The sequence below is a fragment of the Streptomyces sp. CB02414 genome (genome assembly GCF_001905385.1).
Lineage (GTDB): Bacteria > Actinomycetota > Actinomycetes > Streptomycetales > Streptomycetaceae > Streptomyces.
Map to the genome: position 1 here is coordinate 1 of NZ_LIPF01000007.1, position 20,335 is coordinate 20,335.

General features: G+C 68.4%; 15 protein-coding genes and 1 tRNA gene. 4 read left to right on the plus strand and 12 right to left on the minus strand.

The genetic code is table 11. The annotated features are described in order from the left end of the window. Nucleotides 1–439: 439 nt before the first annotated feature. From AMK11_RS22460 to AMK11_RS37975, 6 genes are all read right to left on the minus strand, one after another. Nucleotides 440–2,866, minus strand: a complete 2,427-nt coding sequence (locus AMK11_RS22460) for a DEAD/DEAH box helicase (RefSeq protein ID WP_073729839.1) — start codon at nt 2,864–2,866, stop codon at nt 440–442. Nucleotides 2,867–3,048: 182 nt separating this feature from the next. Continuing rightward, nucleotides 3,049–3,726 (minus strand): restriction endonuclease, encoded by a 678-nt coding sequence (locus AMK11_RS22465; protein WP_073729840.1) that lies wholly within the window; start codon nt 3,724–3,726, stop codon nt 3,049–3,051. Between the two features lie 752 nt (nt 3,727–4,478). After that, nucleotides 4,479–7,493, minus strand: coding sequence for an AAA family ATPase (locus AMK11_RS22475; RefSeq protein ID WP_073729842.1), 3,015 nt, complete (start codon nt 7,491–7,493; stop codon nt 4,479–4,481). 1 nt (nt 7,494) lies between these two features. Continuing rightward, nucleotides 7,495–8,664: an exonuclease SbcCD subunit D gene (locus tag AMK11_RS22480; protein ID WP_030229525.1), complete on the minus strand. Its 1,170-nt coding sequence runs from the start codon at nt 8,662–8,664 to the stop codon at nt 7,495–7,497. A gap of 375 nt (nt 8,665–9,039) precedes the next feature. Continuing rightward, on the minus strand, nt 9,040–9,441 hold the full coding sequence (locus AMK11_RS39130; protein WP_338012653.1) for a hypothetical protein: 402 nt from the start codon (nt 9,439–9,441) through the stop codon (nt 9,040–9,042). Next, the gene (locus AMK11_RS37975; RefSeq protein WP_338012654.1) at nt 9,435–10,622 is read right to left on the minus strand and encodes an ATP-dependent nuclease; all 1,188 of its coding nucleotides are present in this window, start codon (nt 10,620–10,622) and stop codon (nt 9,435–9,437) included. The genes AMK11_RS39130 and AMK11_RS37975 overlap by 7 nt, the downstream gene beginning before the upstream one ends. A gap of 781 nt (nt 10,623–11,403) precedes the next feature. Here AMK11_RS37975 and AMK11_RS22495 point away from each other — a divergent pair. Together AMK11_RS22495 and AMK11_RS22500 are read left to right on the plus strand one after the other, a co-directional pair. After that, entirely contained in the window at nt 11,404–12,513 is a 1,110-nt protein-coding gene (locus AMK11_RS22495; protein WP_241847039.1) for an XRE family transcriptional regulator, read from the plus strand. A 125-nt stretch (nt 12,514–12,638) separates the two neighbouring features. Continuing rightward, nucleotides 12,639–13,736, plus strand: a complete 1,098-nt coding sequence (locus AMK11_RS22500; protein ID WP_073729843.1) for a hypothetical protein — start codon at nt 12,639–12,641, stop codon at nt 13,734–13,736. Here the strand turns inward: AMK11_RS22500 and AMK11_RS22505 are convergent, their stop codons facing one another. Further along, a complete protein-coding gene (locus AMK11_RS22505; protein WP_079187626.1) occupies nt 13,737–14,366 on the minus strand; it encodes a hypothetical protein in 630 nt (209 codons plus the stop codon). A gap of 516 nt (nt 14,367–14,882) precedes the next feature. Continuing rightward, nucleotides 14,883–14,956 (minus strand) — tRNA-Met (locus tag AMK11_RS22510). A gap of 158 nt (nt 14,957–15,114) precedes the next feature. Here AMK11_RS22510 and AMK11_RS22515 point away from each other — a divergent pair. After that, a complete protein-coding gene (locus tag AMK11_RS22515) occupies nt 15,115–16,026 on the plus strand; it encodes a hypothetical protein (protein ID WP_143194589.1) in 912 nt (303 codons plus the stop codon). Between the two features lie 196 nt (nt 16,027–16,222). Here the strand turns inward: AMK11_RS22515 and AMK11_RS22520 are convergent, their stop codons facing one another. From AMK11_RS22520 to AMK11_RS22535, 4 genes are all read right to left on the minus strand, one after another. Then, a complete protein-coding gene (locus tag AMK11_RS22520; RefSeq protein ID WP_073729845.1) occupies nt 16,223–16,795 on the minus strand; it encodes a transcriptional regulator in 573 nt (190 codons plus the stop codon). Beyond that, nucleotides 16,795–18,363, minus strand: coding sequence for a helix-turn-helix domain-containing protein (locus AMK11_RS22525; protein WP_073729846.1), 1,569 nt, complete (start codon nt 18,361–18,363; stop codon nt 16,795–16,797). Before AMK11_RS22525 ends, AMK11_RS22520 begins: the two co-directional genes overlap by 1 nt. Further along, the gene (locus tag AMK11_RS22530) at nt 18,360–18,647 is read right to left on the minus strand and encodes a helix-turn-helix domain-containing protein (RefSeq protein WP_073729847.1); all 288 of its coding nucleotides are present in this window, start codon (nt 18,645–18,647) and stop codon (nt 18,360–18,362) included. Before AMK11_RS22530 ends, AMK11_RS22525 begins: the two co-directional genes overlap by 4 nt. A 118-nt stretch (nt 18,648–18,765) precedes the next feature. After that, nucleotides 18,766–19,167, minus strand: coding sequence for a hypothetical protein (locus tag AMK11_RS22535; protein ID WP_073729848.1), 402 nt, complete (start codon nt 19,165–19,167; stop codon nt 18,766–18,768). A gap of 418 nt (nt 19,168–19,585) precedes the next feature. On the opposite strand from AMK11_RS22535, the gene AMK11_RS22540 reads away from it, so the two are divergent. Then, a complete protein-coding gene (locus AMK11_RS22540) occupies nt 19,586–20,086 on the plus strand; it encodes a hypothetical protein (RefSeq protein ID WP_073729849.1) in 501 nt (166 codons plus the stop codon). The last annotated feature ends 249 nt before the right edge of the window (nt 20,087–20,335 follow it).

Genomic DNA, 20,335 nt, shown 5'->3' on the forward strand with positions numbered 1-20,335 from the left:
GCGCGCGTCCTGCTCCGCAGGAACGACGCGCCGACGCTACGCGTCGGTTCAGCACCCGCTCCGCGGGTGCTGGGCTCGGTCCCTCCGGGACCGGATCCGCTCCGCGGATCGAGTTGGGTCGTCGGTGCGGTGTCCCGATCGCTCCGCGATCGTACCTCCTCCCCGACTCGCCTTCGCTTTTCAAGTCCAACATGACTGGGATGCAGGTTGATTCGGCTAGCAGTAGGGGGCGGCGGGCGTTGGCCTACCCGACTGGGTACTTGGTGACGGCTCGTCAGTTACGACTAGAACGTCAAGCCGTGCCAATCCTGTGTGCCGCTGCTTCCTTGTCTCCAAAACTTTGGAGTATTCGAGTTCTGCCACTCCCCCGCTCACTGGAGAATGGGACCCGGGAGCGGGCGAACGCGTCTGCTGTCGCGCTGAGCTCAGCGGCCAAACCTCAGCCGCTTGATGGTCCGATGGTCCCAGGAGCACGGACCAGATCGATGCCGTGCTCGGCAAGGGTAGCGGACACCAACTCTTCTTGCTCTGAGGGGAGTTGATCATTGTTCAGCTTGGTGCGGACCTTGGCGAGCCAGGGACCGATCATGACACGGTCGCCGTCCACCTCGATCCACTCTCGGGCGCCGGGGGTGCGTCCCCACCGTGCCACGAAGAGCCCGAGGATCTCGGTGGTTTGCGCGAACGTGCGCCGCCGCGATGTGCTCGGCCTGCCCGCGACGTGTTTCTGTTCCAGGAGGGCGCAGTCGGGGGTGATTCCCATGCGGGCGAGCAGGTCGCGCTGGCCGGGGTCGAGGTCGGGCCAGCTGGTGAGCTGGCGGCGTAGCCAGCTGCCCGCCTTCACTCCATGGATGACCGCGTCGCGGCGCAGCGTGCTGGGGTGGTTGCCGGCTTCCAGGTGGCGGCGCAGCAGATGGTACTTGCGATGCCAGTCGGGGCCGTAGGGGAGTTTCCAGTCTGGGTCGAGGGCTGTGAGCTGGTTGTCGCGGTCGGGGGTGAGGCGGTCCTTTCGGGCTAGGGCGCGCTGGTCGGCAAGGAACTGGCCGCCGGGTAGTTGGGTGGGGATGGCAAGGTGGCCGTGTTCGGCGTGGAAGGCCTCGACGGTGGCCAGGTGGCCTTGCCAGGTGGCCTCGTGGTCGTCCCAGATCATGCCGAGATCCTCGAGCTCGGCGATCCATGCCGGATCGAGGGTGCCTGCCTGGTAGGCGGTGCGTTGGCCGGTGATGAATTGCCCCAGCCGGTAGCCGTAAGCGTCCTCGTAGTCGGCGCTCACGCGCAGGTGGCTGTGTTCGCTTTGGTAGCGGATGGCGGCGGCTAGGCCAGCGCGGCGGGGAGCAGACAGGACGGCGCCGCTGGAGGGCCACACCAGCAGGTCGAGGGCGCGGGCGATCGCGGTGGGGTCGAGGGTGTGGTCGAAGCGGAAGCGGCGGGTGATGTAGGTGTGGGAGTCGCGGGCGGGATGCTGGTTCTTGGCCCGGGGGGTGTGGGCGGCGATGGTCTGGTCGTGGTGGCGCAGGGCGGCGGTGACCAGCCAGAGGGCTTCGTAGGGGGTGCCGAGGAGGTCGGTGGGGTCGGTGCCGGGCGGGATGTAGGCGGGGATGACGAGGCTGGCTGTCTTCGTCTTGAGGGTGGGTGGTTTGCGCAGGGCGCGGCCGAGCGCTTGGACGATGCGGCGGACGCTGGCGGTGCGGTCGGCGAAGACGACAGCGTCGACGGCCGGCAGGTCGACGCCTTCGCCTAGGACCTTGGCGTTGGCCAGCACGCCTCGCTCGGCGTTGCTGAAGCGGGCGATGGTGTCGGCGCGCCGGTGGGGGCTGTGGGTGCCGTCGATGGACTGCACGACGACGTCGTCCGCCCAGTCGGGGCGCAGTTCGTCGGGGAGGGTGCGCAGGGTGTGGGCGAACTGGCGGGCGAAGTCGGCGGCGTCGGCGATCTGCTGGAAGTAGACGAACACGTGCCGCAGGTCCTGCTCGCGCATGGCTTTGAGGATGGCCAAGTGCAGGGCGGTGGTGCGGCGCGCGGTGGGTCCGGCTTCAGGATCGGTGAGCGCGTTGTGCAGTTCAGTGTCGGTGACGGTGGGGACGGCGAGCTGGTAGTCGGCGAGGACGCCGTCATCGATGGCGTCGGCGTGGGAGTAGGTGTGCAGGCGGGGGCCGAAGATCTGCGGCTGGTCCATGGTCGCCAGCAGGGCTGGGTCGTCCCAGGCGGGTGCGGTGGCGGTGGTGCGCTTGGGTTGCGCTCTGGTGGTGGGCGGCTCGGTCAGGCGGGGGGCGTCCCACACATAGGGGGTGGCGGTGAGGTAGAGGCGGCGCTCGGCAGGGATGCGCTCGTTGTCGTGCAGCGCAGTCCAGTTCTTCTCCCAGGTGCCGGCCGTGGCGTGGGCTTCGTCCACGACCAGCAGGCCGAAGAGGGGGGCGGGGAAGATCGCGGAGTGCTGGGCCTCTTCGATCTTGGACAGCGAGTCGTAGGTGAAGAAGACCGTCGCTTTGGGGTGGCGGCTGAGCCAGTAGGCCAGGTACTCCCCCGCGTTGGCCGAGTCGACCTCGGCCTCGGCGAGCAACGGGTGGGAGGCGGCGCGTAGCGAGGAGACGGTGATCATCGGCTCGCGGCGGCCGTCTGCGCGGGCGGCCGCTGCCCACTGTGCGACCAGGTCCAGGCTGGGCACCGCCACTGCCAGGTGCTGCACGCCGAGTTCCTCGGCTACGCGCAGTGCGAAGAGGGTCTTGCCGGTGCCGCAGGCCGAGACGGCGTGCCCGCGGGTGCGCGGGCGGCGCAGGTGGCGAACCGTGTTGGCGAGGCCCTCCTGCTGGTCTGTGCGCAGGACCAGACGCCCGAGGTGTTCTGTTGCGGTGGGACTGGCGGTCATCGCGCGTTTCCTCGGCATGCAGGAGGGGCTGACTCGCGTTCATTCTCGCGTACAGCAGGGGTGCGGCGCAGTGTCTCTGCTCTGGCGGGGGCGCGCTGCGAGCCCATGCGCGCCCCATGATCAGTGTTGTCGGATGCGGATAGGGGGCGACGGCTCAGGGCTCGGGCTTTCTCCGCTTGGTTTCAGGCAGCCCGGCGGAAGGCTGTCTTGCGTGGCGTGGGCAGGCGCAGAAGGTCTTGCAGGGGCGTGCCGTGTTCGGCCCACCGGCGCAGGCGGTCCCGGTCGATCCAGTGCACTTGGTGGCGTTCGCCCCATGTTTTGGCGTCCTGGGTGAAGGAGCCGTTGGTGACCACGACTGCGATATCAGCTCCGTGCGCGGGGCCTGCGGTGCCTTTGACCTGGTACATCACTGAGGAGCCGACCTTGCCGGCGACGGTCGTGTGCTTGGCCTGCAGGACGATTCTGCCGCGTTGGCGGTCTTCGCCGATGACGTCTGCGGCCTGGTCTCCTTGCCGGCCGACCTGCCGTGCGTTCCAGCCGTCCCTGAGGAGCAGGTCACGTAGGGCGAACTCGAAGGCCCGGTCGTCCATGGCGTCGAGTTGCGCGAGCGTGATCCGGAGCCGGGCCAGCGTCTGGGCCCGCACCTTCCGGGCCTGCAGTTCACGGATGAACCGCCAGGCTGCGTAGCAGAGGGCGAGAGCTGCGAGGACGGCGAGCCATGGCCAGATGCGGACGGCTGCCTGCCATGTGGCTGTGGCGATCTTGGCCAGCAGCCAGAGTGCGGCGCAGGCGACGGCCGCGGCGGCGGCCTGTTCCCTGCCGCCGCGGGGTGGGCGTAGCCGGGGCGAGCGGCGGGGCATCAGTGGCCCACGCTCGCTGACACTGATGGTGTAGGGGTTTGCGGTGTTGTCGGGGAGGCCTCTCCGAAGCCGATGAGCTGGCTCCATAGCCACACCACCGCGATCAGCCCTGCGATCGACCAGCCGCTCAGTTTCTTCGCGCTGGGGCGGGGTTTGCGTCGGTAATGACTTCGCACCTTGTAGTAGCCCTCGGGCGGCTTCGCCACTGCTTCCTCCTCCGTGTCGTCAGGCCGCCAACTGCGGTCTGATCTCTGGGAATTGGTGTAGCAGCGGGTACTGACAAGTCCGCCGGTTTGATCAGCGGAGGCTTTGGCAGTGCCTCGAAAACGCGCCGTGATGCGGTCACAGGTCCGGCGGTGTTCGAACATGCGGGACAGTGGTTCTCGGATCTGCGGAAACTCCTGTCATGCGGACTGGACTGGCGTGTTCTGGTACGGCTGCGGTGGCCGATGCAGGTGCTCATGCACCGCAGTGCTCTGTTTCCGTCACTTCGATCACATGCAGAAATGGCATGAAGCAGTACGTGTTCGATGCGCTCCTTCTGGGAGGCAGGTCGGGTGCCTTCAGGGATGGGCGGCTTTCGACGCGGGAGCGCTGTGGGGCTGCCTTTCTCGGCGGGGCCGAGAGGGGTACAGGCAGCCCCGGTGGTTGTGGCTACGCCTTGGGCCGACGGCAGGTTAAAGATCAGTGAGTGTGCGCGGCCTGGGGCTTGCGTTTCGTCGGCGAGGGCGGGTCCGGCGTCCGTCGTGGGGTCATTCGGCCGTTTCGGTCAGGTGGGTGAGGGTGGAGCCGTCGATGTTCTTGGAGATGTGCAGGCGTTGGCTGATGCGGCGGCGGAGTTCGGGGACGTGGCTGATGAGTCCGACGGTGCGGTCGTGGGCGCGTAGGGAGTCCAGGACGTCGAGGACTTGGTGGAGGGTGTCTTCGTCGAGGGTGCCGAAGCCTTCGTCGATGAAGAGGGTGTCCAGTGCCTGGCCGCCGGCTTCGGCGGTGACGATGTCGGCCAGGCCCAGGGCGAGGGCCAGGGAGACGTAGAAGGATTCGCCGCCGGAGAGGGTGTCTGTGTGGCGTTTGTGTCCGCTCCAGGCGTCGAGGACCTTGAGGTCCAGGCCCGATTTGGCGCCTCGGGCAGCTCTGTCGTCGGAGTGGACGAGGGTGAAGCGGTGGTGGGACATGCGTGACAGGCGGGTGTTGGCGGCGTCGACGACGTCTTCGAGACGGGCTGCCAGGACGTAGGACTCCAGTTGCATGCGGAGCTGGTTGCTGGGGGAGCTGCCGCTGATGAGGCCGTGGAGGTGATCGACGGTGCGGTAGGCGTCCTCGAGGGGTTCCAGGCGCTGGATCTGGGTGTCCAGCTGAGCGGTGAGGGCGGCCAGGGTGGTTGTCCGGTCGGCGGCCTGGGTGGCGAGGGCTGCCGTGCGGGTGTGGGTTGTGGTGGCGGTGTTCAGTTCGGTGACGGCGTGCTCGAGGTCGGCGGGTGGCTGGGTGATGGCTGCCTGCAGTTCGGGGTCGGCGAGCCGGGCGGTCAGTACGAGGCGCTGTTCACGCCAGTGGGTGATCTCTTTGTCGATCGCGGTGAGTTCGTCGTCGGGCAGGCGGGCGGCCGAGGCTTCGGCCGGGGAGGTGAAGTCTGCCGCGTGGGCTGCCTGCTCGGCGAGAGCGGCGGCGCTGTGGCGGTCTGTGGCGGTTGTTGTCACGGTGGCGGCGCACGCGGCGGCGGCCTCGAGGCGGCTGGCGTGCTGGGTGAGGGCGGTGATGCGGTCGGCGAGTGTGGCGTGCCCGTTGAGGGCGGTGGCGAGGCGGTGGGTGAGCTCTTCGCGCTGCGTGTGCAGGCTGTCGTAGGTTGCGTCGGCGGCGCCCAGGCGTGCGGTGGCGGTGTTGCGGGTGTGCTCGGTTTCGGCCTGTTCCTTTTCCAGAAGGGCGAGTTGTTCGCTGGCCGGTCCGGCGTCGGATGCCTGGGAGAGGGCGTCGGCGAGGTGTTGTTCGAGGGCGGTGCGGTGGGCGGTGAGGTCGGCGAGGGGGGTGTCGCCGCCGGCTTCACCGCGTGCCGTGGCGGCCTGTTCGTTCAGGTGGGCCAGGGCCTCTTTGGCCTTGTTCTCACTCTGCTGGGTGCGGGTGTGGGCTGCTTCGGCGGCCTGTTCGTCGGCGGCGGTGGGCTGGCCTGGCTGGGCAGTGGCGGGTGCGGGGTGGGTGAGGGAACCGCATACGGGGCAGTCTTCGCCGTCGACGAGCCGGTCGGCGAGTTCGGCGACGATGCCGTCCGTGCGGCGGCGTCGGATGTCGATGTACGTTTTCGCGGCTTGCTCGGAGTCCTTCTCGGCCTGGCTGAGGACTTTGTGGGCGACGCTGATCTGCTGGTCGAGGGCGTCACGGCGCCTGGCGGCTTCCAGCTGCTTTTCAACGAGGTTGAGGGTGGGGGTGAGTTCGCGGCTGGTTTCCTGCGCGCTGCGGGCGGCTTCCAGACGTGCGGCAAGGTCGGCGCGGCGTTGTGGAAGGGCGTTGAGCCATTGCTGGGCGTCGGTGAGGGTTTCGGTGAGCTGCTGGCGCTCGCGGTCGAGTGCGGCCAGTTCTGCCGTGTGGCGCTGGAGGGTGGCCTCGTCGGGCAGCAGCGCCTGGACAGCGCCGGTGTCGGCGTGCAGCTGCTGCGCGGCGTGAGTGAGGCCAGCGGCGTCGAGGGATGTGTGTTCGGGCGGCAGCAGGGCGCGGGCGCGGCTGTCCTCGTCCAGGGCACGGGTGTGCTCGCGGTCGGCGGTGTGCGCGGTCTCCAGGACGGGTTGCAGTTGCTGGGCTTTCACAGCGCGGTCGCGGCGTTCGGCAAGGAGGTCGTGGCGGGTGGCCTCCTTGTGGAGCAGGTCGAGCTCGTGTGCGGTGGTGCGGTGGGCCTGCTGGAGACGGTGGAGGTCGCGGACGGCCTGTTCTGTCAGGCGGGCTTGCGCCAGCTGCTGCTCGGCGGTCTCGGTGGCGGCGTCGGCGGCGTACTGGCGGGTGAGGGCTTGGTGGTGCAGGGCGCTGGCCCACGCGCGGGCGGGTGCGGTGAGGGTGGCGGGGTCGTCGGCCCGGGGGGCGTTCTGGGCGGGTTCGAGGTCGTCGCCGGCTGCCTGCTTGATGCGTTCGGCCAGGCGCAGGACGTCGGCGCGGGCCTCGTCGCGCGTCTTCGTGGTGAGGGTTTTGCGGTTGGCGAGGAATTCTTCGATGAGGCCGAAGCGGCGGGTGCCGAAGAGGGTGCCAAGCAGGATGCGGCGTTCAGATGCGTCGGCACGCAGGAACTTGGTGAACTCGTTCTGCGGGAGCAGGACGACCTGGCAGAACTGCTGCCGGGTCAGGCGCAGGAGGGACTTGATCTCTTCTGCGGCTTCCCTGTGGGACTTGATGACGCCTTCCCACCGGCCGTGTCCGTGTTCGTCGAGGACCCACTGGTGCAGGTGGGTTTCGGCCTTCTGGTCGACGAGTTCTGCGCTGTTGCGCAGGTGGGGTCGCTTCTGGGCGGGGATCCTGCGGATCTGCAGGCGCTTGCCGGCCAGGGTTAATTCCAGGGTCACTTCGGTCAGCAGGTCCGCGGGAGCGTGATCGCTGCGCAGCCGCATGTTGCGTTCGTGAGGCGGCAGGCCATACAGGGCGAAGCAGATGGCGGCGAACAGGGTGCTCTTGCCGGCGCCGGTGTCGCCGTGCAGGAGGAACAGGCCGTCGGCGGACAGGGCGTCGAAGTCGACGGTGTGCCGGCGGGCGAAGGGGCCGAAGGCCTGCAGGCGCAGGGAGTGCAGACGCATGTCAGACGGTTTCCTTCTCCTGGGCGCGCACGCGCATGTCGTCGACGGCCTCTTGCAGGAGGCCTGCCTCTGCGGTGGTGGGTGGGGTGCCGCGCACGGCGGTGATGAAGTCGTGGGCGATGTCGAGGTCGCCGCGGCCGCGTACCCGTTCGCGGTAGGTGGGGCTGTCGGTGGCCTGTGCCGGGATGCCAGCGGGTACGTGCCGCATGTCCAGCGTCTTGGAGAAGCGCTGTCTGAGTCGTGCCATCGCCTCGTACGGCAGGGCGGTGTCGGTGAGGGTGACCTGCAGCCAGGCTTCGCTGAGAGCTTCGTGCGCGGGGTCGGTCAGCAGATCCTCGATGCGGCCGGTCAACCGGGCCAGCGGCAGATGGAGGTCGGCCGGGATGTTGTGGCGGGTGATCGTGGGGGCTCCGGCGGCCGGCAGGTCGGCCAGGGTGATCGATTTGGTGTGGTTGGCCTCGGAGAAGGAGTAGGCCAGTGGGGAGCCGCTGTAGTGGATGCGGTCGTTAACGCTCTGCGGGCGGTGCAGATGGCCCAGGGCGGTGTAGTCGATGCCGTCGAAGAGGTCGGCGCCGGCGTGGGCGACTCCGCCGACGCTGATGTCGCGTTCGCTTTTGCTGGTGGTGGCACCGGTAATGAAGGCGTGGGCGAGGACGACGGAGCGGGCGCCCGGACGGGTGGCGAGGTCAGTCCGGATGCGGTCCAGTGCCGAGGTGAGAACGGCCTGGTGGGAGGCTGTCTCTGCGTCCAACTGGGTGCGTACCAGGGCGGGCTCGAGGTAGGGCACTCCGTAGACGGCGACGGGACCGTGCTCGTCGTCGAGGAGGACGGGGCGGGCAGCGTCGGCGGGGTCGGTGCGCAGGTGAACGCCCGATTTGGCGTACAGGCCGGAGCCAGTACCGAGACGGTGGGCCGAGTCGTGGTTCCCGCTGATCATGACGGTGGGGATACCAAGGTCGGCAAGCTGGTGCAGAGCCCGGTCGAACAGACGTACCGCGTCCAGGCTCGGAATGGCACGGTCGTAGATGTCGCCCGCGATCAGCAGGGCGTCCACCTTCTGGGTGCGGGCGGTGGCGCAGATGTGGTCCAGGACCTTGCGCTGGTGGTCGATCAGATCTTCCCCGTGGAACCGGCAGCCGAGATGCCAGTCCGAGGTATGCAGAAACCTCATGGGCACAGACCGTAACCAGAGTGGTGGGAGCTACGGGCGGTTTTCCCGATAAACGGTCTTGTTTCGGGGGCTTGGGGCACGTGAGGGAAAGGTTTCTTCGTATGCGCCGCCGGGTGGCGGAGCCGGACGCGGCTCGCAGGGTGATTGTCAGTGGCAGGAGGCAAGATGAGCAGTGGGGGAAGGAGGATGTGATGTCGTTATCGCGTTCTGCCAGGACCGAGCACACTGTGGCGCCCGGGGGCTGCCGGTGGTGCGGAATCGAAGCCCGCGCGCACGCGCGGCAATGGACTGCGGAGGCCGGATGGCACGCCTGGACGGCGCCGACCACTGAGCAGCGCAAGGAGCGCATGCTGCAGCGGCGAACGCAGCAGCAGGTCAGCAGGCGAGGGCCTGCACCTCGGTGAAGATGTCCCGTAGCTGCTGGGGGACCTCTTCGGGGGTGGTGAGCATGGACACCAGTGCGTAGAGCATGTCGGCCTTGCCGTTGGGGCTGCTCTCTGCGGCCTGCTGTTTGATCATGTAGAGGATGCGCTCGCTGAACTTGCCGCCCCGGTGCTCGCTGAAGTCGTCGGCGCTCCAGGGCTGGCCCTCGGGGCGGGGCCAGTGGGCGTTGGCGGCGGCTGCCCACTGGAGGTCGCTGAAGAGCTCTTCCAGTTCGTTGTAGCCCTGGCTCTCGCCGACGTACGAGACCTGCTTGGTGAGGTCGAGACCGGCTTTGATGAGTTTCTCGGTTCTGAAGTGCTTATTTGCGCGGCTGTCGGCGTCGACCATCAGCATGACGGTGCGATGGTGCTTGACGAGGTAGCCCGCGAGGTGGAGTGCTCCTTCGTTGTTGTCGCAGGCCCACAGGGCGATGCCGGCCGCCTGCAGGGGCAGTCCCTGCGAGAGGCGGAAGAGCAGGGGCACGCACTGCTGCTCGGTGGGCCTTCGACTGCCAGGAAGCAGCGTTCGTGCAGCAGGACGGAGTTGCGCAGTCCCACCGCGGCGGCGATCTGTCCGAGGTGGAAGTCGATGCCGTCGTGGGTGTCGCCGTCGAGGCGCTCGACGAGGGTGCGGCCGCTGTCGCTGAGCTTGAGGTGGACGACGTCGGCGATGTCGACGCCGTCGATGAGGTTCATCGAGTGGGTGGCGACGATGACACTGACGTGGGGCAGGGCGCACTGCTTGCGGATGATGTCCATGACGGTGCGCTGGTGGCGGTAGTCGAGGTGGGTGTCGGGCTCGTCGTAGACGACGATGGTCTGGGTGGGCTGCGGCTCGTCCTGCTCCCCCGTCGCGGCGAGTTCACTGCTTTCGAGGAGGCTGCTGGTCCACTCCCACACGGCGAGGGCGATGCGCCGGGTGCTGCCCTGGCCCGAGCGGGTCAGATCCACAGGCTCGCCGTCGGCCTTGGAGACCTCCAGCGGCGCTCTCTTGAAGCCGCCCTTGAAGGAGACCTCGGGCTTGACCTCCACGCCGACGAACTCACGGCAGTGCTGGCGGATGTGCCGGCACAGGGAGTCCGCTTCCTTCTCCAGCCGCTGCGTGATCTCCTTCTCGATCTCCCGGACCTGTCCCTGGAGGGTCTCGTCCTCCAGGTGGGTCTCGTAGCAGCTGCTCAGCGCGGTGCGCACCGCGTCGTCCGGGCTCTCGTCCTTGCCGCCGAACGCCAGCAGCCGCGGCAGCCGTGCCTCGAGGTCTTTCGGCAGCGGCTGCCACTGCTCGGTCTGCGGGACGGTCGCGGCGTGTGCGGTGAGCGCGGCCAGCAGATCTTCCTTCAGCGTGCCCGACGGGGCAAGTCCGAACTCGGCGACCAGTTCGGTCAGGTCCTTCTTCATCAGCCGACCCAGGCCCTGCAGACGGCTGTCGGCGGGCTGCGATCCGAAGAACTCCCAGCATGCCGCCTCACCGGCCCGTGAGCGGCGCCGGATGCGGAGCTCCGCCGGTAAGGGGGCGGCGGCCTGCTCGACGGTGTCCAAGCGGAAGACGCCCTCCACCCATGTCCCGCGCAGCGCTGTCCCTTGACGCCTTCGTCCTGCTGGTAGGTGCGGTCCTCGTCCGTCAGACGGTGCTCGCCCAGCAGGAAGGCCAGCGCGGCCAGGACCGCGCTCTTGCCGCCGTCGTTGCGGCCGGCCAGGATCGTCGGGCTGCTGACCGGGATGTCCTGCACATGGGTCAGCGAGCGGAACCCGCACGCGGAGAAGCGGATGAGGTGCACGGTCGAGCTGCTCCGTATCTCCCCGCTCCGCCGGGCGACGGGCAGGGGTGTGGCGTGCGGGCGTTACGCGTGCGGATGAGGCACCTGAGCACTCATCGCAGGCAGTCATCTTAGAGGGACGCAAAGCAACAGCTCCCCGTATTGCGTCAGTTAGGGTCTGGCTCGAGGCAAGGCGGGACTCTCCGCGCCGGGGCTGGAACGCCGCATCCCGCAGAAGCCGGGCGCTGCGCCGGCACGGCCTCGCGGCGTACGTCTTGACCAGCGCGGACCGGAACAGCACGGTCCTGCGGCCGGGAGTCGGGAGCGGAGGATCGAGACCCGGGACGTCGCGGCCGCCATGGCGGAGCACTTCGCCGAGGGCGTCACGGCCGATCGAGCCTCGTCTCGGGTTCCAGGAGCAGTCATCCGCGTGAACGAGCGGCGTCACGCCGCCCGCCCATCCCCCAGCCACTCGCCTTGACGTTCTGTCAATTTTGTCAACTTCGATACACAGAGGAATATTTGAGGCTAATCTTTTGAGGTCTGATCTGAGGTGGTACAACGTGAGCGACGTACATTCGGCGCAGCCGGGGATGCTGGTGGTGGCCCGCGAGTTCCGCGGCATGACACAAGCCGACGTGGCTGAGGCGATGATGAAGGCCTCCGGCGGTGACGCGGCGGTGTCGCAGGGGTACGTGAGCCGCGCTGAGAGCGGCCGGCTGGCGGTCTCAGGAGAGCGGCTGGAGTTCTATGCGGCGGCGTTGGGGTATCCGCCGGAGCTGCTGTGTCTGGATCCGCAGGTGCATGGGGTCGGCGTGGGGCTCGTCCACCACCGCAAGCGTGCGTCGTTGACCGTCTCCGCCCTTCGGCGCCAACATGCCCATCTCGCCCTGACACGGGCTCAGCTGGAGGGCATCGCCGCGTGCCGACCCGGTCTCCGCGTGCGGGCCGCCGCCATTCCCACTGTCGCACTCGACGCCCTGACCACCGCCAAGGATGTAGCCCGGCAGGTCCGCAAGGCCTGGGGCATGCCGCCGGGCCCAGCGGCGGACCTCACCGCATCCCTGGAGACGGCCGGAGTTCTGGTGGTCGCGCGTGATTTGGGCAGCGGCCGGCTCGATGCGGTCAGCCAGTGGGACGGCACGCAGCCGCCGCTCATCCTGGCCAACCACCACGCGCCCGCAGACCGCTACCGCTTCAGCCTGGCGCACGAGCTGGGGCACCTGGTCCTGCACCAGTCCCCTGGCGACAGCGCCATACAGGAGCGGCAAGCCGACGAATTCGCCGCCGAGTTCCTCATGCCCGCGCGTGACATCCGCTCCGCCTTCGCGCCCCGCGTCGACCTGGAACTGCTGGCCCGGCTGAAGCGGGAGTGGAAGGTGTCGATGGCCGCGCTGCTGCGCCGGGCGCAGAGTCTGAACATCGTCACGGATTGGCAGTACCGCAGTGTGATGGTGGAGATGTCCGCGCTGGGCTACCGCACGGCCGAACCGGTCGAGATAGACCGGGAGCGGCCCCGATACGTCCCCGGGCTGATCCGCTCCGCTCTGGCCGCGGGGATGAGCGAGGAAGAGCTGGCCCGCTGTGCCCGGCTGCTGCCCGAGGACTTCCAGCTGCTGTACGCCCCGCGCGAAGGCGCGGCGGTGGATTCCGCTTCGAAGGTGAGGCCATGACTGAGTCGTTCCCCTCCCCGCGCCCAGGCGCCGGTTCCGATCCCGCGGAGCCTCCCGACCCTCCTCTCACCCAACCGCCCTCTGTACCCGAGCAGTTGCGAGGTCGGATACTGCTGCAGGCCGGAGTGAGCCGCGTCGGCTATATCCGCGAGCAGCTCGATCCGGTGCGCAGCGGGCTTGTCGTCAGCGGGGCAGGGGCGGCGGCGAAGGTCCGCAAACTGCGCGAGGAAGGGTTCACGGGACCGCTGCTGGCGGATCCCGCCGTCTACACCGTGGCGGCGGCCAGCGAGGGCGACCCATTTCCCGACGTCTCGCAAGGCCAGCTGGCCTTCGGCGACCCGCTGCAGCTGTCGATCGAGGAGCAGGTGGGCCACCGTGCGGGCGCGACGGCGGCCATGACGCCCACCGGATATCTGCACGCGGAAGACTCCGACGCCCTCAAGGCCGCCGTCCACCAGGTTCTCAAGCTCGAGGACCCCCACGTCTTCTTCAGTGTGCCGGTGGACGTGGCGTGGCTGCGCGACGACGCTGTCGGACAGTTGATCGCCTGGCTCAATGTCGTACCGAACCCCAAAGCGGTCATGCTCGGCGGGCAGATGGACCCGCTGGCCAGCTTCTCCCAGGCGGTCGGCAACCTCAAGCGGCTGCTGGCGGAGGCCCCCGGGACCGCGCTGCTGCGTGCCGACCTCGCGGCGTTCGGGGCTCTGGCCCACGGGGCGGCGTTCACCGCTTTCGGCGCCACCAGCAGCGTGCGGCACATCGTCCCGCCTGGCCAGGCGGCCAAGCGGTCCCCGGGCGGTCCGAACTCGCCCTCCGTGCTGCTGCCGGAGCTGATGGACTTCTTCCTCGGCGAGACGCTGGCGAAGAGGTTCGCCGCGGGCCTGGCGCCGGTGTGCCGGTGCGCGGCCTGCGACGGGCTCGTCCTGGACACTTTCGTCAGCAATCACTGGCAGGTGCCGGCGGCCGCCCACAATGCGGCGGTGCTGATGGAGTGGCTGCGCAGCATGGACGCCGTCGAGCCAACCGGGCGGCCCGCGTGGTGGCAGCAGCGCTGTCGGCGCGCGGTGGACCGCTACCCGGTGCTCAACGCTGAACTCGACCATCCCGGGTTCAGCGCCTTCGAGGTGCCCCAGCAGCTGCTGCAGTGGGCACAGGCCCCCGTCGGCCCGCAGGCCCCCTCGACGGCACGCCCGGTGGCGGGCGCGGAGCGCGGTGAGCCGTGACTAGCCGATGCGGTGGTGGAACTCCTCTATGAAGCACCATGCCGCGGGGGTATGGCGGCGCGGGGTGTAGGACCGGGGTTCCAGCAGCAGGTCCACGCTCTCGCCGTCGGCCACCAGGACGCCGATGCCGTAGAAGGCGGCTTCCATCAGCTTCTCCTCAGGCGCAGGTGGAGCGCTGTCCAGCAGCAGGGCGCGCCGGCAGAAGGGGGCGAAACGGCCGGCTTGCTCGAGTCCTCCGCGCCAGCCCGCGGCGCTTGCCCGCACCACGGCGAGATCAACGGTGAGCGGCCGCACCGCGCGACGGGTGACCTCACAGCGGTCGACGTCGGCGGCACCGGCCGGAAGCCGACGTACCGCCGAACGCAGCCGTGCAGGCAGCGACGCCAGTGCAACGGGCTCGTCGACGGGCAGCTCCAGAAGCGTCTGCAGCGCATCAAGTCTGTCGAGGCGGGCCGCTGAGACGCGGGCGCGGCGTGCGCATTCTTCCTCGTCGAACCGGTAGAACAGCAGCGCCTGGCTGCCCATCAGCTGGAGCGAGACAGACAGCGCGGCAGGATCCAGCAGGGCCGCAGAGGCTGCGCGTACCGACGTGCCCACCGACGGGCTGGCCAAGGTCACCATGCCGTTCACCCTGCCTCATCCGACTTCAGCCGCACCCGGCGGCCCCGACTATCCCACCCAATGGGGCACGGCCGCCTCGTCCAAACGTTCCAAAAATGCGCCCAATCCCTGCCACAGTGCTATGGCGCCGATCGCCGGTAGAACTACCGCTGTTCCCCAGACACCAGGCCTGCGCTTGGCATGCCTGGCCAGGTGGACCACGGCGCAGGTCCCGCACGGCACGGCGGCTCGGTGACGGTTATGCGCAGACCGGCTTTTGTGCAGACCAGGACGTGCTGCGGGATCCCAGCGCGGACCGCGCACATGGCGACCCTGCACCGTATGCAGACGCCAGCCGCTGCGATCCGCGCACCGTCACCGACGACTCCTCCGTTCGCCGCAGAGCGTCCAGCGAGAACGGCCTGGGATCGATCACCTCGGTCAGGCAGCAAGGACGGCCGGGCTCCCTGCCGGGCAAGAGTCAGACGTGGGCTCGTGCCAGGCACGAAAGAGCCCGGATCGTGTAGATCCGGGCCTCTTCAGCAGTAGCGGGGACAGGATTTGAACCTGCGACCTCTGGGTTATGAGCCCAGCGAGCTACCGAGCTGCTCCACCCCGCGTCGGTATCCCCCACCGTACGTCATCCCAGCAGCCGCCGAAGACCACGTTCCGGTGCAGGTGTAGGTTCCACGACTTGGTAAGCAATTCCGCGTGATCACGAGCACTGTGCGAGCAAATCACCAGTTCGTGAGCAATAGCTGGCGTGCGGGGAGCCTTGGTGGTGTTCACTGAGGTGATCGACGCCGTCGTGAGGGGATCCATGGATGCTGAACCTGCCGAGCCGGAAGAGGCAGCAGCCGCGAAGCCAGGCGCTGTCGTTGCTACAGCGGAGGTGACGCTGCCAAGTCTCAGCGTCGCAGTCACTGCGGAGACGGCCAAGGCAGTCGCGGAGGCCCCTGAAGAGCCTGGGAACCTCACCAGGCTCGTCCTCACTCCCCTGGGGAACCGACCCTACAAAGCCCCTGAGGTCGTACCGGTCTGGTGGCGGCTGCGGAGCACCCACGACAGCGTCTCCGGCCTGTTCGACACGCTTCATCTGGTTCGCCGGACACGCGCGGCGCAACATAACAGGACGACGCGTGGGCGCCTGCACTCCGACGCCCAAGACCTCCTGCGAGCGGCCATCGTGTTCACTTCCGCCGGGCTGGACGCCACGGTTCAGGCGCTGATTCATCACTCAGTGCCAGTACTGATCGCCCAACCAGGCACCCCGAGACTCAAGTACGAGAGCTTCATCGAGCAGCAGGCCAAAGCTCCCCACGTAGACGAGGACTTCCTGGCAGCACTGAAGGAGCAGGATCCTGGTGTCGCACTGCTCGACCTCTACGTCGTAAGCAAGACGAAGGCGAGTTTCCAAGGAAGTAGCGATCTCCGTGACCGCGCTGGCGCTTCGCTGGGCATTTTCAACCAGCAGATCCCGAAGGCGCTGTTTGCCGCCCTCGATGCCTTTTTCACTGCCAGGAACGATGTTGCACACCGGCTCGACATGGAGAACGTCGGTCAGAGCACGACCAAGCCACTGACGAAGATCCGCGCTCAACAGGATGTACTGCAGATGTGTGACCAGGCTCTTCTCCTAGTCCGCGAACTGATCAAAGAGACGGCCGTGAATCTGGCCGCCAGCCGCTGAGCGCCTTCACGCTCCGAAGGCCCAGACAAGCGAACCGATTCAGGACGGCGCTCTTACCCTGAAGCAGCTGAACTGCTGCAACCAGATTGCTCATGATCCGCCGACGAACTAAATCGTCGGCACTGCTTACCCATTCGGATGCCGCAGGTGAGTGGCTCGCGAGCGCTTACGAGTCTGCAGTTGCTAGAGCAGGGCTCTATGCGGCAAAGCCGACGTTGGTGACGTACTCGTACTGGCCCCACTGCGAGCCGAGGTCCACGATCGTGTCCTGCCACGCTGCGTCGAGGCTCTGGTGGTCGCCGGCCGCCCAGGAGCCGACGATGCGGTCCCAGCGGCGCACGTTCATCGTCCGGTACTCCACCACGCGCTGCAGCTGTTGCGGCACCTGGGACTGGTTGAGCGGGTGGATCTCCACCCGGGTGCCGCGTCCGTCGCGGTCGAGGCGCCTGAGGAGGTGGCGGGCGACGTTGTGACGGCGCACCGTCCGATATGCCTGCTCGATGCGTTCCAGGCTGGTCTTGGAGGGGCGGCGTTTGCCCTCCAGCCAGGCCTTCAGCGTCCGGTGGGTCACAGTGAGTCCGGCGTCCTGCGCGGCCTTCAAGGTCGGGGTCGACTTCGTCAGGTAGTGCAGGCGCGCCATCCAGCCGCGCTTGGCGGTCACGGGAGTGGCGATGCCGCCCGCGAGTTCGTCGAGTTTGCGAGCGACGGCGTCGCTGCCCTTGATGCCCCGGGCGCCGAACCGTCCGAAGTCGATGTTCTTCTCTGGCACTACTCCCCCTCGTCTGCGTGCTCAGCGACGTCGCTTCCGGCGGTGTACGTGTCCTTGACCTTGACCTCGGTAACAGCTCGGCCTTCGGCGAAGACACGGCGCCAGTCACCGATGACGTGAAGTTCGTCGGTGCCCATCGCCCGGACGACGGCCAGGCCCTCGTCATGGGCCTTGAGCGCCTTGAGCCACAGATTGGCGAAGGCCTGGCTGCGGATGAGGTGCATCCAGTCCGGCCGGTAGAGCTCCCGGTTGTAGTTCGACTCCCCCATCGTGGAGACGAACTTCGAGTACATCGCCTTCACGTACTCCAGCGTCACCGTGTCGCCCTGCTCGATCGCCGTGTCGCGGGCGTCCTTCAGGGCGATGCGGAACTTCTCCAGCAGGTTCTCCGTGGCCCCGGAGGTGTACGACTCGTGGATCTGAGGAGGGTCGCACAGCTGGTGCTTGGGGCCGGACAGGCGCAGCAAGAGGCGGAGCGTCGGCTCGGTGACCCACAGGGGACCGGGCTCGTCCCGCTGGCCGATCGGGTTGGGCAGCACCGCCTCGTGCTCCCACTCGGGCGGGGTGATCAGGTGGACTCCGGAGCGGCGGCGGTCGTGGGCGAGGCCGGTGGAGTGCTCGAGCTGGCCCAGGGGGAGGTGCGTCTTAAGGGCGGAGAGGTAGGCGCCGTTGATGTCGAGCGCGGTCACCTGATGCCGGCCGGGCGGGAGTTCGTGACGGGTCCACTTGGGGCGGGCTTCCCAGATCTGGTCCGCGCCGCGCGCGGTCTGCTTCTTGAGGATGTCGGGGATCCAGGGGTGCGCGATCATGTCGTAGCGGGCGCCCTTACGGGTCTCGTCCAGCAGTCGCATCGCGTCCGGGATGGCCCGCTTCACCAGCGCCGCCGTGGCTGCGTCGACATCGCCCTGGTGCTCGGCGAGCGCGCCCTGCACGGCCTCGCGGATCAGGTCGACCGGGCCGGACGTCTCCTGGAACGCGTGGCGGGCTGGGCCCTTGGAACGCTCCGTCGCACGCGCCGGACGTGTCGTGCGCAGCGGCGCCTTCGAGGTGTGCGTGGTGGGCTGTCCGGCTAGCGGGGCAGCTGGGGCCCCGGTGGCGGTGGGCTGGCAGTCGGCCGGGGTCAGGTGCTGAGCGAACCCCGCCACGCGTTGTCCGGCGGGACGGCCGCACAGCACACAGGGCTCAGGGGCGACGAGCAGCTCCACGTCGTCCCCTTCCTCGTCCTGGCCGAGGTCGAGCGAAGACAAAGGGGTGACAGTCGCGGCCGTGCCTGACGCGACGGGCTGCTCCGCAGCCGGCGCCGCCTCGGTCTCGGTCTCGCTCTCGGTGGCGAGCTTGGCGTTCAGCCCGTCCAGCAGGTAGGCGTATTTGGTGCGGATCTCGCCGGCCGGGTCCCGGCCGCTTTCCCATCCGCTGAGGGTTGAGGGGCTCACGCCGAGCGCGCGTGCCACCTGCGCCTTGGACAGCCGAGCCCGCTCCCGCAGCTCGCGGCGCACGTGGCAGGGCGGGAGTTCGGCCTGGGGGCCGACGGCGTCAAGTAGCGAGTCGATCGCGTCGAAGTCGCTCACCGGCCCGTCCCCCTTGCTTCGGTCCGCGCGGTACGGCGCCTGTCGGCGGGCAGCGCCTCGCACGCTCTGGTCGGACCCGCCAGGAGATCCAGCGCGCCGATGCCGTAGTGCTCGGCCAGGACGTCGACGTCGCGCAGGCTCCAGGAGATGGTGCCCGACTGCCGGCGCGACACCTGTGTCTGCGTCAGTCCCAGCACCCCTGCGACCGACCGCTGCGATTCACCCGTTACCTGCATCAACGCGGCCACCGTCAGCCGCAGCGACTCCTCCAAGCGCAATCCCATGCCACCATCTTACCTGAATCCATGCAACTTCCGCATCTGCATCAGCTTTTCACTATCGTCAATGCAGAAAAGCTTTCAGCGTTCTGAGGGAGCTGAAGGTTCTCGGGCACCCGGTGTGTCAGCGATCCATGCCGCCGGGATCACGCGGAAGCCGTCGGGCCGCGCGCCGGGCTTCCCGATTCGCCTGGCGCGCCTGTTCCACCGCACGATCGGACAGGCACCGCGGGCACACGAGGTCCACGACACGGCGGTGCAGGGCCCGGCGCAGCCGGAGCCCGGGCGGTGGCGGCCACCCACGGCAGTGGCGGCGCACCGTACGCACTCCAGTGCCCAAGAGCGCGGCGACCAGGGAGGCGTTGCCGGCGTAGTTGGCCAGGAGGAACGCCATCTGCGCCTGGTGGCCGGCCGGGAACCGGGCCGCGAACTCGCTGAGCTCCTCGGCCTGGAGGAGGGTGTCGTGGCGTTCGCAGCGCGGCGTCTTCTTGTTGTTCCGGGCGATGCCCGGCGAGCTGATGTCCATAGCTCAAGAAGCCTGCCGGGGGCTGTCTGTGGACAGCGGGCTGCCATTGAGGGCTTCTCGCCTGCGCCGTCACCGACAGAGGCAGCCGCCCGTCCCTTGCAATCCGTAACGCTGCTCCCCGTGCATCTTCCCGGCGGAGGCTCCAAAGGCCCGGAACCCGCCCTGGGCATCACCGCGGTGGCTGAGGATATGAGAGACGCACGGCAGGTGGGCCGCAGCTCCCGGCCTACGGCGGCAGGAGTCAGATCCGGTCATGTTGTTTCGAGGCAGAGTGAGACGCCCTGAGACGCAGGGAGACACCGACGGACACCCAAGAACGCCACTGAACGACAACGACCGCCAACACCCCTGGCCAGAAGTGTCCGAGACGGGACACCGGGTTGTTTCGACCTTGAGGAGGGGAGCAACACTTGCCGTTATGCCGAGCTTTCAGCAGAGGAAGGCCGTGGGCGACGCGCACGAAAAACGTGTCGCTGAGGAACTCGCCCTGCGCGGATGGGACGTCAGCCCCTGGGGCCAGGGCGTGCTGACCGAAGCGGTGCGAGTCGCCCTGCGGGGCACCGGGAGTTCGCTGCGGTGGACACCCGATCTGGTGGCTGCCAAGGACCGGCAGGTGTTTCTGATCGACTGCAAGAGCCGCATGACCAGCCGCATCACCCAGCGCCATGCGGTGGAACGGGCCGCCGTCATGGCGCACCTCCAGCTCGCCGCATGGACCCAGCTGCCGATCTGCTACGTCTTCGACAACCTCGACGTCCTCACTCCCCTGGACGTCCTGATGCTGGGCCGCACAGGTCCGCAACCTGTCGCAGGCTCAGGCTCCCCCTACCACCTGGTGCCCACGAGACGCTCCCTCGCATTCGACGATGTGTTCGGAACCACGCAGCAGCTACACACCCCCGAACTCGGCGCCGCCTGACCCGGTCAGCATGCAGCTGCCAGCCAGGGCGCCCCGTCTCCTGCGCCGTGCCCATCACACCCGAGCGGTTCACCACTCGGCCCGCCGCAGCAGACCAGATGGATCAGGCCGGCGAAGGCAGTGGGCCGCCTGGTGGTCAGGGAACGGCACGGGGCGGCAGCACCCAGCAGTTCCCAGCCCGGCCTGAGGTCCCCTCACAGCTGGACGACCCCCTGCCTTGCTCTCCGCTCTCACCCACAAGGATTCGCG

Excerpts from the sequence above, each read along its gene's own strand:
- AMK11_RS22535 (WP_073729848.1), bottom strand. The coding sequence starts at position 19,167 with ATGGACATCAGCTCGCCGGGCATCGCCCGGAACAACAAGAAGACGCCG.
- AMK11_RS22475 (WP_073729842.1), bottom strand. The coding sequence starts at position 7,493 with ATGCGTCTGCACTCCCTGCGCCTGCAGGCCTTCGGCCCCTTCGCCCGC.
- AMK11_RS22530 (WP_073729847.1), bottom strand. The coding sequence starts at position 18,647 with ATGGGATTGCGCTTGGAGGAGTCGCTGCGGCTGACGGTGGCCGCGTTG.
- AMK11_RS22540 (WP_073729849.1), top strand. The coding sequence starts at position 19,586 with ATGCCGAGCTTTCAGCAGAGGAAGGCCGTGGGCGACGCGCACGAAAAA.
- AMK11_RS22460 (WP_073729839.1), bottom strand. The coding sequence starts at position 2,866 with ATGACCGCCAGTCCCACCGCAACAGAACACCTCGGGCGTCTGGTCCTG.
- AMK11_RS22480 (WP_030229525.1), bottom strand. The coding sequence starts at position 8,664 with ATGAGGTTTCTGCATACCTCGGACTGGCATCTCGGCTGCCGGTTCCAC.
- AMK11_RS39130 (WP_338012653.1), bottom strand. The coding sequence starts at position 9,441 with ATGCTGATGGTCGACGCCGACAGCCGCGCAAATAAGCACTTCAGAACC.
- AMK11_RS22465 (WP_073729840.1), bottom strand. The coding sequence starts at position 3,726 with ATGCCCCGCCGCTCGCCCCGGCTACGCCCACCCCGCGGCGGCAGGGAA.